Source organism: Gracilibacillus saliphilus (assembly GCF_010994085.1).
Taxonomy (GTDB): Bacteria; Bacillota; Bacilli; order Bacillales; family Amphibacillaceae; genus Gracilibacillus; species Gracilibacillus lacisalsi.
Genome location: NZ_WJEB01000002.1, coordinates 52,637 through 65,734 on the forward strand (window position 1 = coordinate 52,637; position 13,098 = coordinate 65,734).

11 protein-coding genes and 1 pseudogene are annotated in these 13,098 nt (G+C 38.4%); 4 read left to right on the forward strand and 8 right to left on the reverse strand.

Annotation, left to right across the window (positions count from 1 at the left end; genetic code table 11):
• Positions 1–18: 18 nt before the first annotated feature.
• The 5 genes and pseudogenes from GHT08_RS04510 to GHT08_RS04530 all read right to left on the reverse strand — a co-directional run bounded on the left by GHT08_RS04510 (position 19) and on the right by GHT08_RS04530 (position 5,362).
• On the reverse strand, positions 19–372 hold the full coding sequence (locus tag GHT08_RS04510; protein WP_163580190.1) for a DUF2200 domain-containing protein: 354 nt from the start codon (positions 370–372) through the stop codon (positions 19–21).
• Between the two features lie 113 nt (positions 373–485).
• Positions 486–596: pseudogene (locus GHT08_RS04515) on the reverse strand (YvbH-like oligomerization domain-containing protein); the annotation flags it as partial.
• A 152-nt stretch (positions 597–748) separates the two neighbouring features.
• The gene (locus tag GHT08_RS04520; protein WP_163580192.1) at positions 749–1,945 is read right to left on the reverse strand and encodes a lysophospholipid acyltransferase family protein; all 1,197 of its coding nucleotides are present in this window, start codon (positions 1,943–1,945) and stop codon (positions 749–751) included.
• A gap of 479 nt (positions 1,946–2,424) precedes the next feature.
• Positions 2,425–3,786, reverse strand: a complete 1,362-nt coding sequence (gene gdhA, locus GHT08_RS04525; RefSeq protein ID WP_163580194.1) for an NADP-specific glutamate dehydrogenase — start codon at positions 3,784–3,786, stop codon at positions 2,425–2,427.
• Positions 3,787–4,084: 298 nt separating this feature from the next.
• Positions 4,085–5,362 (reverse strand): MFS transporter, encoded by a 1,278-nt coding sequence (locus GHT08_RS04530; RefSeq protein ID WP_163580196.1) that lies wholly within the window; start codon positions 5,360–5,362, stop codon positions 4,085–4,087.
• Positions 5,363–5,584: 222 nt separating this feature from the next.
• Here GHT08_RS04530 and GHT08_RS04535 point away from each other — a divergent pair, with 222 nt between their 5' ends.
• The 4 genes from GHT08_RS04535 (at position 5,585) to treR (ending at position 10,945) form a co-directional block, all read left to right on the forward strand.
• Positions 5,585–5,926, forward strand: a complete 342-nt coding sequence (locus GHT08_RS04535) for a hypothetical protein (RefSeq protein ID WP_163580199.1) — start codon at positions 5,585–5,587, stop codon at positions 5,924–5,926.
• A 159-nt stretch (positions 5,927–6,085) separates the two neighbouring features.
• Positions 6,086–7,528, forward strand: a complete 1,443-nt coding sequence (gene treP / locus GHT08_RS04540; protein ID WP_163580201.1) for a PTS system trehalose-specific EIIBC component — start codon at positions 6,086–6,088, stop codon at positions 7,526–7,528.
• Positions 7,529–8,534: 1,006 nt separating this feature from the next.
• Positions 8,535–10,214, forward strand: coding sequence for an alpha,alpha-phosphotrehalase (gene treC, locus GHT08_RS04545; RefSeq protein WP_163580203.1), 1,680 nt, complete (start codon positions 8,535–8,537; stop codon positions 10,212–10,214).
• Between the two features lie 17 nt (positions 10,215–10,231).
• Positions 10,232–10,945, forward strand: a complete 714-nt coding sequence (gene treR, locus GHT08_RS04550; RefSeq protein ID WP_163580205.1) for a trehalose operon repressor — start codon at positions 10,232–10,234, stop codon at positions 10,943–10,945.
• Positions 10,946–11,105: 160 nt separating this feature from the next.
• Here treR and GHT08_RS04555 read toward each other — a convergent pair whose 3' ends face one another.
• The 3 genes from GHT08_RS04555 to GHT08_RS04565 form a co-directional block, all read right to left on the reverse strand.
• The gene (locus GHT08_RS04555) at positions 11,106–11,354 is read right to left on the reverse strand and encodes a hypothetical protein (RefSeq protein WP_163580207.1); all 249 of its coding nucleotides are present in this window, start codon (positions 11,352–11,354) and stop codon (positions 11,106–11,108) included.
• A 107-nt stretch (positions 11,355–11,461) separates the two neighbouring features.
• The gene (locus tag GHT08_RS04560; protein ID WP_163580209.1) at positions 11,462–12,292 is read right to left on the reverse strand and encodes a DUF2268 domain-containing putative Zn-dependent protease; all 831 of its coding nucleotides are present in this window, start codon (positions 12,290–12,292) and stop codon (positions 11,462–11,464) included.
• On the reverse strand, positions 12,273–12,986 hold the full coding sequence (locus GHT08_RS04565) for a class I SAM-dependent methyltransferase (RefSeq protein WP_163580211.1): 714 nt from the start codon (positions 12,984–12,986) through the stop codon (positions 12,273–12,275). Before GHT08_RS04565 ends, GHT08_RS04560 begins: the two co-directional genes overlap by 20 nt.
• Between the last annotated feature and the right edge of the window lie 112 nt (positions 12,987–13,098).

Consider the following 13,098-nt stretch of genomic DNA (forward strand, 5'->3'; position numbering starts at 1 on the left):
TTACATATCTACTTAGCATTAAGATTTTCGCAAAATTTTCTCCATTGCTTTTCCTTTTGCTAATTCATCGATCAGCTTATCCAAATAGCGAATTTCCTGCATCGTTGGTTCTTCGATATCTTCTACTCGGACACCACAGACCACACCTTTTATCATAGCCCGCGAAGGGTTCAATTGGGGAGCTTCCGCGAAAAAGGTCTCAAAGTCTGTCTGTTTTTCCAGTAGTTCTTCTAACTCTTCCTGGCTATATCCTGTCAACCAACGGATGATTTCATCGACTTCTGCTTTCGTACGTCCTTTTTTCTCTGCCTTCTTAACATAATGGGGATAGACACTTGCGAAGCTCATTGTATAGATTTTATGTTTGGTCATGATACACACCCTCTGTTTTATAATTTTCTTTATTTTATCACGAAGAGTAATCGGACAAAACCTAACACAGTGGTTAGTATTTCCGATAACTAAGTTACTAATGTTCCGATGTATTAAATGCTTGGATCGCGTGAAATCAACTTAAGTTGTTTCTCGAAAATGTCTCCAAAGTCTGTTCTATTGTTTTCGTTATAAGGGGAATTAAACCAGTCAAAAGTGAATTTAGTTGCTTTTTCTCACCCGCCCGAGAAAAACAGCAATCATCGAAGTAGGAATAGTCACCTTGCTGAGCAATGGCATTCGCGTCTTCAGTACGGTGGCTGTAGCTAAAATTATCGATAAAAAATAAAATCCATTATAAAATTCCAAGTTTCTGTCATGAGGGTTGCTCCTTTATAGCGAGTCTTGCTTTTAAGTGTTGAATCAATTGTATCCACATATAAGCAGATGCTCTTGGATTGGTGAAAGTGATGCGGAAAAGTGTGTCGTTGACAAAGAAATCTAGTTTATGGTGGAAAAGAATGTTTATCCCTTCCATATCTTCAAAAGAGAGGGACTTTGAACTGCCATCAGCCGAGTAGATATGGATTTGTTCGTGATCTAATCGGATCGTTCCCTTCATTACTTTTTTGAGAGGTTTTTGTTCAATAGATTGATAGAATTCGACCCGCTCCTGGATTTCAGAAAGAGTATCTGTTGTCAGAGATAATTGGTCAAGGTGCTGTTGTTGCCACTGTTTCCACTCAAAAGGTGTAGCAAAATAAAGGGCACCATCAGAATGAAAATATCCTTGTTCCGTCAGATGAACTTGGTAGTTGCAGTTATCACACTTAAATGTGTCATGATCAGAACGCATATTGCCGATTGTGTGGCATGACGGACAAGTAAAAAGTAACCTTTCTAAATAATGAGCGATATATTTGCTGTGATAGCTATAGCTTTTATTCTTTTGCCAGTTCATTTCATCGTGATATAAAGACTTGGTTAGCTGCTCATGGATTGTGGAGACAGATAAGTCTGCTATATCTTCGGCGTCCCAGATTTTGTTGAAACTGAGTTCAATCGTGCCTTTTCTGCCACCATCACCCCATCTTGGGTGTGTTAAATAACCGCCTTTTATTTGTACTGCTACAACAGGGATTTTAAGTAGCTTTACTAATTTAGCAGTGGAATAAATGATTGGCTCTGTTACACCATCCCAGTTGCGACCTCCTTCAGGAAACAAGCCGATGACGCGGTTGTGTTGCTTAGCTTTTAAGACATTGCGTATAGTGCTCGTATTATTTTTGAATTTTGTTTTAGGAATTGCACCGGTATAATTTAATATTTTTTTCAGTAAGGGATTGCGAAATAATGGTTCACCAGCGACAAAAGCGATGGGTTCATCGACAAATAGGTTGATATATAATGGATCCCAATTGTTCACATGATTACTGACAATTAAATAAGGAGGCTTTAAATCTTTTGTATCATTCTGTGTAACATGGAACGTAGTAATTCTATGTAAATGGAGACGAATAGCTGATAATAATAGATGTTTTACCCATTTGTTAGGCTTTTTCTCTATGCTCATTTTACTACCTCTCTCTGCTCTTTCATTAGTGACACATTATTATTATACTATTATTCGAAGTGTAAAGTGAATATACGAGTGAAGGGGAACGTTTTTTAAATATGGAAAGAAAGTATAAAATCAGCGTAATGACCGTGATAAAATGAAGTAGTGTATTGGCAGCCAATTCTTGTCAGAAGTAATAAGTTGACTTTTTACAATGACAAGTTGAAAATCGCTATTTGTAGGTGAAAACAACCGTGTTACTTCATGCTAGCGTTGTAGAGCATGATAATAGCCGATGGAAAGGGAAGTGGGCAGCCGGAGTGGTGATAAGCTGTTCAAGTACGTCATAATGATTGCTAGAGAATTGCTAAAGCTTTAGCTGTTAGTCATAAGTACTAAAAGGTTTACTCAGTTTTCCTTAAAAAAGTATACACTTGTTCCGTTTCGACAAGTGTATACTTCGAATCAATTATTATATTCCTAATTAGAATGATTTAGATAACACCTTGTGCAACCATTGCATCGGCAACTTTAATGAAACCGGCAATATTGGCCCCAACAACAAGGTTCCCAGGCTGACCATATTCTTCTGCAGCCTCTATACTATTTTTATAAATGTTAGCCATGATTTCCTGCAGTTTTTCATCGACTTCTTCAAATTTCCAGGAAAGACGTGCACTGTTTTGTGCCATTTCTAATGCAGATACGGCAACTCCACCAGCATTTGCAGCTTTTGCAGGGCCGAATAGTACATTATTTTCTATGAATACATCAATTGCTTTTAGTGTTGAAGGCATGTTCGCACCTTCACCAACAGCTTTTACACCGTTAGATAGAAGTGTTTTCGCAGCTTCTTCATTTAATTCGTTTTGTGTTGCACACGGAAGTGCAATGTCACATGGGATGTTCCAAATGCCTTCAAAGCCCGCAGTATACTCTGCTTCAGGATGTTCATTGACATATTCTTTAATACGTTTTCTTTCTACTTCTTTTAGCCGTTTTACTGTTGCCAAGTTAATTCCGTTTTTGTCATATATATAACCACTGGAATCACTACATGCAACTACTTTAGCACCAAGTTCAGTTGCTTTTTCAATAGCATATGTAGAAACATTACCGGAACCAGAAACAACGACTGTTTTTCCTTCGAAGCTGTCGCCTTTGCCTTTTAACATTTCTTGTACGAAGTAAACTGTTCCATAGCCGGTCGCTTCTGTACGTGCTAGGCTTCCGCCGAAATTAAGGCCTTTGCCAGTTAGTACCCCAGCTTCATAGCCACCACGCATTTTTTTGTATTGACCGAATAAGTAACCAACTTCCCGCGCGCCTACACCGATATCCCCAGCAGGAACATCAACATCTGGACCAATATGTTTAGAAAGTTCACTCATGAAGCTTTGGCAGAATCGCATAATTTCGCCATCGGATTTACCTTTCGGATCAAAGTCAGATCCACCTTTACCACCACCGATAGGTTGCCCGGTTAAAGAGTTTTTGAAAATCTGTTCAAACCCTAAAAATTTAATAATACTAGCGTTTACAGATGGGTGGAAACGAAGACCGCCTTTGTACGGACCAATGGCACTATTGAATTGTACACGAAAACCGCGGTTAACTTGTACTTTTCCTTCATCATCAACCCATGGTACACGGAAAGAGATAATTCTTTCAGGTTCAACAATTCTTTCTAGGATATTGTGCTCCATATATACAGGTTGTTTTTCGAATACCGGAACTAAGGAATCAAATATTTCCTTTACTGCTTGATGAAATTCATTTTCATTTGGGTTACGTTTTTTGACCGTTTCGAACACGTCATCCACGTAATGTTGAGCAACTTGGTTTGCATTTGTCATATCTTATTTGTTCTCTCCTAACTTTTTTAATTTTTATCAAGGTGCCAATCGTCCGCAGACCCCATAGCTAGATCTCAGTCGTAGGGATCACACGGACGGTAGCACCCTGATAAGTTTCGCTGCCCATCAGTGGAAAGCCAGTGATGGAAGTCTTACTTTATATAGTAAGCATAAGCGTGACACCAATAATTGTTCTAACCTGCTTTATTTTGTCTAATTATTTTGAAAATAACTCGTTAATTAAGAGTGTATTATATCAATTTGGTCTAAACAATGCTCAGGTGAGATACAATTGATATCATTTTGAGATAGGTTGTATGGGTGTCGTTAATTTTTTGTCGGAAGGAACAAAATAAAGAATGATCATACCGATAACAAATAAAACGATAAGACTTAAAATACCTGCGTTTGAATGGCCAGTAATTTGTGCAGTGAAACCTAAAAGTAGTGGACCGGTAATCGAAGCAAACTTACCAAAAATATTATAGAAACCAAAGAATTCATTGGCATTATTTTTAGGAATCAGTTTAGCGAAGTAGGAACGACTTAATGCCTGAATTCCCCCTTGTGAAGAAGCGACAAGCATGGCAAGAATCCAGAAGTCAATTGCAGTTTCTAGAAAATAACCATAAATACAAACAATAATATAAACAACAATACCAACATTTAACATGGATTTGGCTGAGAATCGATTTGCTAATTTACCATATATAATAGAAAAAGGAGCGGCGACTACTTGTGTGACAAATAAAACTACTAGTAGTACAGTTGGGCTAAGACCAACATCTGTTCCATAGGCTGTAGACATGGAAATAATAGTACCTACTCCGTCGATGTAGAAAAAATAAGCAATTAAAAAAATAGTTAAGTATTTATATTCTTTTACATGTTTGACTGTTTGAAATAATCTTTTAAAGCTTTGGCGAATTGGTTGAGAATCGCGCTCTACGAAATGTATCTGTTTCACATTTCTAATCATAGGAATAGCAAAAACTGCCCACCATATACATGTGATGAGAAACGCTATTTTACTGGCGGTAGTGCTACTAATAGGTAGTATACCGTGTTGAGCTAATAATATGATGGCAATACTTATAACAAAAGGAATAGCGCTACCAATATAACCAAGTCCAAAGCCCCGGGCAGATACTTGATTCATGCGATTATCATTGGTGACATCCACAAGGAAACCGTCGTAAAACACATTAGCTCCGGTAGAACCGAGTGATGCTAAAGTAAAGACAATCAGTAGAAGTAACCATTGGCCTTCTGGTACGAAAATAAGTGCGAAGGTCGAAAAAATACCTAGCCCCATAAAGCTTAAAAAGAATTTCTTTTTCAATCCTTTGTAATCCGCTATTGTTCCCAGAATTGGTCCAAGCATAGCCAAAATAAATGTAAACACAGAAATGGTATAACCTAGATATGCAGTAGAATCTGCTCCAGAAATACCTGCATCGGTTGCTTGTGCTTTGTAATAAATAGGAAAAATAGCCGTGGTAATGATAATGGAAAATGCGGAGCTTCCCCAATCGTAAAACATCCAACTATTCTCTTGCTTTGTAAACTTTTTCATAAGCTCACCCATCCTTTTCCTTTGTAACGGACTAACGGACAATAATTGGCTGATGACTAAACATCAGTGGGTTTTTAGTCCGCTGATGGAGGTCTCACTTTATTTTACTAGATTCTACAAAGAAAGACACATGAATATTGGTCAAAATTTACAGAAGTTTAATATTGATGAAAACGGGAACATTAAGAACAACAATATATTAAGAACGAAAGGATGATGATCATGTATAAAACAATTCAAGCGTTTTTTAAGACGGAAGATGATGCGGAAACCGTACGAGCCGAGCTCAATAAGTTGAAAACGAATGATATTATAGTCGACCAATTACAAGATCAAGATCAAACTATATTACTAGCTCCCATAACATTCTCAGGTAATTATTCTACAGGTATGGGTGCAGGTGGCAGTATTGTTCCTGGGTTTATAGCGAAAGACGAAGTTGGTGATGATGCTCCAAGAGAACATACGGTTGAATGTGAAGTATCAGAAGATGATTACCCCGAAGCCTTAAAAATAATCATGGAAAATGATGGACACGTGGATAAAAATACATTTGAAGGATAAGATAAGCAAAGAGACTAACTATTGACTCGATATAGTTAGTCTCTCTTTCTATTTAGTATTTAGCAAATATTTTCGTTGACAATCTTGTATATACAAGTTATCATGAAAACGTAACCACTTGTATATACAAGAATATTTTTTCATCGAGGAGGAAGAATAGTGAGCAAGTTTACAGATCCTGCAAAAGAATTGTTGGATAAAATCGGTGGTAGTGAGAATATCTCTGTTGTTACACATTGTGCGACGAGAATGCGTTTTGTTTTAAATGATCCAAGCAAAGCAGATGTGGATGCAATAGAGGATATTGATATAGTCAAAGGAACTTTTACACAGGCAGGTCAATTTCAAGTTATTGTTGGAAATGAAGTGGCTTCTTTTTATAATGAGTTTACCAAAATAGCGGGAGTAGGAGATACTTCCAAAGAAGATGCCAAAGAAGCAGCAAAGCAAAATATGAATATTATCCAACGTTTAGTAGCACATTTAGCTGATATCTTTACACCTATTATCCCTGCATTAGTTGTTGGTGGTCTTATTTTAGGTTTTCGTAATGTTATTGGGGATATTGAAATGGTTAACAACGGTACACAGACGTTGGCAGAATCCTCTCAGTTTTGGACTGGATTATATGACTTCTTATGGTTAATTGGGGAAGCGATATTCCACTTCTTACCGGTCGCCATCACTTGGTCTATTTCAAGAAAAATGGGTACAACCCAAGTACTAGGTATTGTTTTAGGTATTACACTAGTTTCTCCGCAGCTGTTAAATGCTTATGGAGTCGCTGGTGCCGAAGAGATTCCGGTATGGGACTTCGGCTTTGCACAGATTGATATGATTGGTTATCAAGCACAAGTTATTCCGGCGATTTTAGCTGGCTTCGTATTAGCGTATTTAGAGATTTGGTTGCGTAAAGTAATTCCGCAAGTAGTTTCAATGATTTTTGTACCATTCTTTGCATTAATCCCGGCTGTTCTAGTAGCTCATGTCGTATTAGGACCAATCGGATGGGAAATTGGTTCATGGATCTCCAATATTGTATATAACGGTTTAACTTCAGCATTTGGCTGGTTGTTTGCTGCTATATTTGGTTTTGCGTATGCACCATTAGTAATCACTGGTTTACATCATATGACGAATGCGATTGATTTACAATTGATGAGTGAATTTGATGGAACGAACCTTTGGCCAATGATTGCATTATCAAATATTGCACAAGGTTCAGCGGTTGTTGCCATGATCTACTTGAACCGTAAAGATAAGAAGGAACAACAAGTATCTGTTCCTGCGGCAATCTCCTGTTATTTAGGTGTAACCGAACCAGCATTATTTGGTATTAACTTACGTTACCTCTTCCCATTTATTGCAGGTATGACGGGTTCAGCGGTTGCAGCAGTAGTATCAGTTGGGTCTGGTGTTATGGCAAATTCCATCGGTGTAGGTGGTATACCTGGAATTTTATCGATTCAAGTGCCACATATGCTTATGTTTACCGTGGCCATGCTGATAGCGATTGTAGTGCCATTTATTCTTACCGTTATTCTGGCAAGAACAAAAATGGGTAAAGACGCATACGATCGCCTAGGAAAAACAAGATCATAAAAAAAGAGTGAATATAAAACATAAACTGCGAAGTAAAGTAGATATGAACACCTCTCTAATCCCTGGAAGCGTCGCTCTGTTCCGGGGAAAAGGTCATCTCTTCCAGGGATAAATGACTATATCCATGGAAGAGGAGGAGATATCCCCGGAACAGCAAAGGATATCCCCGGAAGCGCCGCTCTGTTCCGGGGAAAAGGCCATCTCTTCCAGGGATAAATGACTATATCCATGGAAGAGGAGGAGATATCCCCGGAACAGCAAAGGATATCCCCGGAAGCGCCGCTCTGTTCCGGGGAAAAGGCCATCTCTTCCAGGGATAAATGACTATATCCATGGAAGAGGAGGAGATATCCCCGGAACAGCAAAGGATATCCCCGGAAGCGCCGCTCTGTTCCGGGGAAAAGGTCATCTCTTCCAGGGATAAATGACTATATCCATGGAAGAGGAGGAGATATCCCCGGAACAGCAAAGGATATCCCCGGAAGCGCCGCTCTGTTCCGGGGAAAAGGTCATCTCTTCCAGGGATAAATGACTATATCCATGGAAGAGGAGGAGATATCCCCGGAACAGCAAAGGATATCCCCGGAAGCGCCGCTCTGTTCCGGGGAAAAGGTCATCTCTTCCAGGGATAAATGACTATATCCATGGAAGAGGAGGAGATATCCCCGGAACAGCAAAGGATATCCCCGGAAGCGCCGCTCTGTTCCGGGGAAAAGGTCATCTCTTCCAGGGATAAATGACTATATCCATGGAAGAGGAGGAGATATCCCTGGAACAGCAAAGGATATCCCTGGAAGCGCCGCTCTGTTCCGGGGAAAAGGCCATCTCTTCCGGGGATAAATGACTATATCCAGGGAAGAGAAGGAGATATCCCCGGAAGTACCGTTCTGTCTAAATAGAATCTTCGCTACTTTGCATCAGGATTGGTCGCGATCTCTATTCATATTCGGAAATCAAAAGCTGATACAATAAAAATTTCATCACAGATCAACAGGAGGGTAAATGTATGGACGAGAAATGGTGGCAAAAATCTGTTGTCTATCAGATATATCCGAAAAGCTTCAATGATACTACAGGGAACGGTGTTGGAGATATCCCAGGTATTATTGAAAAATTAGATTACTTGAGAAAGTTAGGCATCGATGTAATCTGGCTTACACCTATTTATGCATCACCACAAAAGGATAATGGATACGACATATCTGACTACTATTCTATTCACCCTGAATATGGCACAATGGAGGACTTTGAAAAATTATTAGATGAAGCACACCATCGTGATATCAAAATTATTATGGATATTGTCGTAAACCATACATCAACGGAACACCAATGGTTCAAAGAAGCGAGTCGGTCCAAGGATAGTCGGTATCGAGATTATTACATTTGGAAAGAAGGAGAAGCTGGTAACCCACCAACCAATTGGCAATCCAAGTTCGGCGGTTCTGCATGGCAGTATGACGAAAAAACTAGTGAATATTACTTACATCTATTTGATGTAACGCAAGCAGACTTAAATTGGGAAAATGAAGCGGTACGGGACGATGTTTATCAAATGATGAATTTTTGGCTCGATAAGGGAGTGGACGGATTCCGCTTAGATGTTATCAACCTTATATCCAAAGATCAACGCTTCCCTAATGATGATGGGAGTGTACCACCAGGAGACGGAAGAAAGTTTTATACGGATGGACCGAGAGTACATGAGTTTTTACATGAAATGAATCAACAAGTATTTAAGAACCGTGAAACGATGACCGTTGGTGAAATGTCATCAACAACGATGGATGATTGTATTCAATATTCTAATCCTAAAAGTGAAGAGTTAGATATGACTTTTAATTTTCACCATTTAAAAGTCGATTATCCCAATGGTGAGAAATGGACTAAAGCGCCGTTTGATTTCCTAGAGTTAAAGCAAATTCTGTCCAAATGGCAAATAGGAATGCAGCAAGGTGGAGGTTGGAATGCATTGTTCTGGTGTAATCATGACCAGCCAAGGGTAGTGTCGCGGTTTGGGGATGATAAACACTATCACAATGAATCAGCAAAAATGTTAGCAACAACCATACATCTGATGCAAGGGACTCCATATATTTATCAAGGGGAAGAGTTTGGTATGACAAATCCCGACTTTGAAAGCATTGATCAATACCGTGATGTAGAGTCCATTAATATCTATAACATCAAAAAAGAAGAAGGTATACCGGAAGAAGAGATTATGGCAATTTTAAAAGAAAAATCACGTGATAATGCTCGGACGCCGGTACAATGGAATGATACAGAGAATGCAGGGTTTTCAGAGGTAGAACCATGGATAGGTCTAGCAAATAATGTTACCACTATTAATGCTGAACGAGCTATTGAGGATAAAGAATCAATTTTTTATCATTACCAACGATTAATTCAAATGAGGAAAGAATATCAGGTCATAACGGATGGAAGCTATCGACTAATTTTACCAGATGATCTTGCCATTTTTGCTTATTTAAGAGAGAATGATCAAGAAAGCATGTTAGTAGTAAACAATTTTTATGCTAAGGAAGTAACGTTAGATTTACCAAGAGAAGTGATAGAACAATTTGAAAGAGGAGAGGCTATTCTTTCTAATTATCAGCAGCCACCAACTCAATTGGAGAACGTTACGTTGCGTCCTTATGAATCATTCGTTTTTTATATTAAGTAATAGATGGGGATAATGAAATGCGTAATAAATATTTAGTGATCTATCAGGAAATGGTACAGCAAATTGAACAAGGGAAATTTAAGGCCAACCAATTCTTGCCTTCAGAGAACGAACTGACAGATCAATACGAAACATCCAGAGAAACGATTAGAAAAGCATTGAACCTGTTAGCTCAAAATGGCTATATACAGAAAATCAGGGGAAAAGGTTCGATGGTCATTGATCGTAGTAAATTTGATTTCCCTGTTTCAGGGCTTGTCAGCTTTAAAGAGTTAGCTGATAAAATGGGAGAAAAACCAGTAACTACGGTTCACAATTGTCAGCTTATCAAACCTGAACGCTATCTAAAAGAGCAATTAAAGCTGAGGGGGAAGAATCAGGTGTGGGAAGTGATTCGTTCCCGAGAATTCTCTGGACAGCGTATCATCCTAGATAAAGATTATCTGGTGGATAGTTACGTTCCCTGCATGTCAGAAGAAATTGCAAAGGAATCGATATATGCCTACCTTGAGGATGAATTAGGTTTAGTGATCAGTTTTGCTAAGAAAGAAATTGTTGTGGAAGAGCCAACAAAAGAAGATCGGGATTTATTAGATTTGGAAGGATTCCATAATATCGTTGTAATCAAGAACTATGTATATTTAGATGATGCCAGTCTGTTTCAGTATACGGAATCAAGGCACCGACCAGATAAATTTCGCTTTGTGGACTTTGCTAGAAGAAATCATTAATTAGGTGACGGAGTATAGAAATCTAAGGCTATCATGTTAAGTGATAGCCTTAGATTTCTTATGCCAGTTGTATGATAGGAGAAGACTAAATATATAGACCTGATAAGACATTTTGGTTGTTTAGTACTTTGGTTAAGCAATTACTGTAATGGGGTAATAATTACCAAAAGAAAAATGGTAGAAATGCTATTGTTGCGATTGCGCCGAGCGCAATGCCAATCCCTAGACCTCTCCCGTATCCAAAGAAGCCATAGCCGTAGCCTCCAACTCCTCGTCGTGCATCAAATGGATCTATAAATACTTTTGAGGGGTTAACCCTTCTAATGATTCCTCTGTGGACTATCCCATCGTGAGTTACAATTTTTACAGGGCGACCTACGTTTTTTCGACAAAAATTATAATGTGACATCAATACCCTCCTTCCTCCATATCCAAGCAGTTCATTGGATAACTACTAGTAGACTATGCAAGAAAGAGATAAAATTGTGGTCACCTGTTCATCGGCAATTGCACTATTTATTTCCTAGGTAATGAATCAACAGTTGCCAAAATGTGCTGATTGGTGGTCTGTAATAATGTGGTGATCGAGCAAGGTTGTTTAGTCATGTAACGTTGAATGATATTGTAACCGATAATATAGCCGACATTTTTAGGGACCCCGTTAAATCCGTACATAATCATGTCGTGCTTAGGGTGATCTCTAGTCATCTGCTGCTGGGAGGCAATCCATGTTTTCCATAAATCTGCTAACAATTCGTCGGATATCTTTTCTATTCTTTTGTTTCCGTACGTGCTTCCAACCTTTTTCCGCACAATCCATTCGGCAATGCCTTCTAGTATAATTGCGTCCAACAGTGTATATTCCATTTCTTTCTTTGGAAAATAATTCAGTCTGCAAATATGACTGTATTCATGAAGGAACAAAGCAATTATTTCTCGATTTCCAGCTTTCTTTTGTAAGAATAAGAACAGTTTGTCAGGGTAACTTAAGCCTGTATTACCGTTATACCATTCTTTCAGTTCCCTAATTTCTTCGTTAGAGGGAAAGACAAATATAGCAGGATCAGGTCCATTCCATGCCTTTTTGCATTTTTGGTAGATCTTGTTTACCTTAGATAAATAATTTTGTTCAATCCATTGCTCCGAGTCTTCTTTATTAAAATTTGGTGAAAAAAGCCCATGGCGTAATAAGTGTTCTTGAATGAACTCTGGTTGAATATCTTCAAAAAAATTGGCTAGTGGTTCGCAAATAATCGATTGATGTAATAGATACTGTTCTTTTCTGCTTTTGCCATTTTTTTTATCCGTAAATTTCTTGATCCACTTATCAGTTGGATGTATGGTCATCGTTCTTTCCTCGCTTTTTAGCTATAAATAAGTAAGTATGAAGATCATTAGCATATAATGTATTTAATTGATAATGTTCATTTAATGTTTGTAACATTTCCATTGATAGATGTTGAGGAAGAGTGATGGGTGTTTTGGTTTCTTTCTCGATTTTCTCTAGATAGACAGTTTCATACCCATAGTCTAGTAACTGCTTTAACCAGTCTTCCTTGGATAATAATTGCGGCAATTGATAAAATGTTTTAATTATTTCTTCATCTGAATGGGTTAAGAGGCTGGATGTTGCCATTTCTAGGAGGACGATTTGTCCATTTGGCTTAAGCAGATTTGTAAGTTTCGGTAGGCTGTAATGGATAGGGGTAAAAGCTAACACAGATTCAGAAATAATTAGATCAAAGAAATGATGTGTGAACGAAAGATCTTCTATATTTTGTTGCATAATCTCAATATGTTGGAGATGCCCCATTTTGTTTTTTGCCTTTGTAACCATTTTTGAAGAGCTGTCGATACCATATAAAAATGCAGCTGTATGGTCCCGCAATTGCCTAAGAGTCTCTCCTGTTCCACAGCCAATTTCTAATACGTTCTTCAAATTTTCCGGTATTTGCTTTAACCACTTATCCGTTGCCGCTCTTCCTCCAGGATGTGTGTAGTCCATGCCGATTTGTGTTATCAGTTCCTGATAGCTCACCACTTTGAAACATTCCTTCCTTCCTCAGATTCGAAGTTTTTCTATTGTGAGTGTTTATCGCGGTGCTAATTGTCGATACAATCCCCCTTCCAGGTTCGAATAAATTGAAGAGGCT